2 tRNA genes and 2 rRNA genes are annotated in these 1,934 nt (G+C 52.7%); all 4 read left to right on the top strand.

The window, feature by feature from the left end:
* A 16S ribosomal RNA gene (locus ACX93W_RS27245) occupies nt 1-531 on the top strand; the annotation flags it as partial.
* A 200-nt stretch (nt 532-731) separates the two neighbouring features.
* Nucleotides 732-808 (top strand) — tRNA-Ile (locus ACX93W_RS27240).
* A gap of 27 nt (nt 809-835) precedes the next feature.
* Nucleotides 836-911 (top strand) — tRNA-Ala (locus tag ACX93W_RS27235).
* Nucleotides 912-1,108: 197 nt separating this feature from the next.
* Nucleotides 1,109-1,934 (top strand): 23S ribosomal RNA (locus ACX93W_RS27230); the annotation flags it as partial.

Below are 1,934 nucleotides of genomic sequence, written 5' to 3'. Positions count from 1 at the left end.
GATGTGCCTTTCCTTCGGGACATTCAAGACAGGTGGTGCATGGTTGTCGTCAGCTCGTGTCGTGAGATGTTGGGTTAAGTCCCGCAACGAGCGCAACCCTTGATGTTAGTTGCCAGCAGGTAAGGCTGGGCACTCTAACGTGACTGCCGGTGACAAACCGGAGGAAGGTGGGGATGACGTCAAATCATCATGCCCCTTATGACCTGGGCTACACACGTACTACAATGGCCAGTACAACGGGAAGCGAAACCGCGAGGTGGAGCGAATCCAATCAAAGCTGGTCTCAGTTCGGATTGCAGGCTGCAACTCGCCTGCATGAAGTCGGAATTGCTAGTAATCGCGGATCAGCATGCCGCGGTGAATACGTTCCCGGGTCTTGTACACACCGCCCGTCACACCACGAGAGTTTACAACACCCGAAGTCGGTGGGGTAACCCGCAAGGGAGCCAGCCGCCGAAGGTGGGGTAGATGATTGGGGTGAAGTCGTAACAAGGTAGCCGTATCGGAAGGTGCGGCTGGATCACCTCCTTTCTAAGGAATACTCAACCACGTAGATGGTTGATCAGGAAGCATTGCTTCCACTTCAGAAGTTTTCATCATTGCCTTCGGCAAGGTGAAAAGCTTCATCTCAGGCAGAGGTTGCTCACTCGTTGTCAGTTTTGAAAGAACAAGAAGTGCCGGAAACGGCGCTTTGATGTGTCTTTCAACAGGAGTTCAAAGGAATAAATCGAGGGCCTTTAGCTCAGCTGGTTAGAGCGCACCCCTGATAAGGGTGAGGTCGGTGGTTCGAGTCCACTAAGGCCCACCATTATCGACTTTGAGTCGATGTCCCTTTGGGGCCATAGCTCAGCTGGGAGAGCGCCTGCCTTGCAAGCAGGAGGTCAGCGGTTCGATCCCGCTTGGCTCCACCAAGAACTTTTTCGCAAGAAAAATGTTCACCCATTGCACCTTGAAAACTGGATAACGAAAGAAAGCATGTTTCGAAATTATCGCAAGATGATGAGAAAAGATGCAGCTGAAACATCCTTTAGCTGAAAGAAATAACCGTTTGAAATGGATGCGTCTTTTCTGAAGCAATTCAGAGAAGCGGATTCGTCGAAAAACGTTAGGTTAAGCTAGTAAGAGCGCACGGAGGATGCCTAGGCACCAGGAGCCGAAGAAGGACGTGGCGAACAACGATACCGCCTCGGGGAGCCGTAAGCAGGCATTGATCCGGGGATTTCCGAATGGGGAAACCCAGCAGTCGTAATGGACTGTTACTGCTAAGTGAATACATAGCTTGGCAAGAGGCATACCGGGGGAACTGAAACATCTAAGTACCCCGAGGAAGAGAAAACAAAAGTGATTCCGTCAGTAGCGGCGAGCGAACGCGGATTAGCCCAAACCGGAGAGCTTGCTCTTCGGGGTTGTAGGACGTCTCACATGGAGTTACAAAGGTGTTGATTAGGCGAAGAGGTCTGGAAAGGCTCGCCATAGCAGGTAAAAGCCCTGTAGCCAAAAGTCAGCACTCTCCGAGACGGATCCTGAGTACGGCGGGACACGTGAAACCCCGTCGGAATCCGGCAGGACCATCTGCCAAGGCTAAATACTCCCTGGTGACCGATAGTGAAGCAGTACCGTGAGGGAAAGGTGAAAAGCACCGCGGGAGCGGAGTGAAAAAGAACCTGAAACCGTGCGCTTACAAGAAGTCAGAGCCCTCTATATGGGTGATGGCGTGCCTTTTGTAGAATGAACCGGCGAGTTACGATCCCGTGCAAGGTTAAGGTGGAAAGCCGTAGCCGTAGCGAAAGCGAGTCTGAATAGGGCGAATGAGTACGTGGTCGTAGACCCGAAACCGTGTGATCTACCCCTGTCCAGGGTGAAGGTGCGGTAACACGCACTGGAGGCCCGAACCCACGCACGTTGAAAAGTGCGGGGATGAGGTGGGGGTAGCG

The organism is Paenibacillus sp. CAU 1782 (assembly GCF_054551715.1).
Note: the sequence above shows the minus strand (reverse complement) of the source record. Positions and strands in the feature narration are given on the sequence as shown.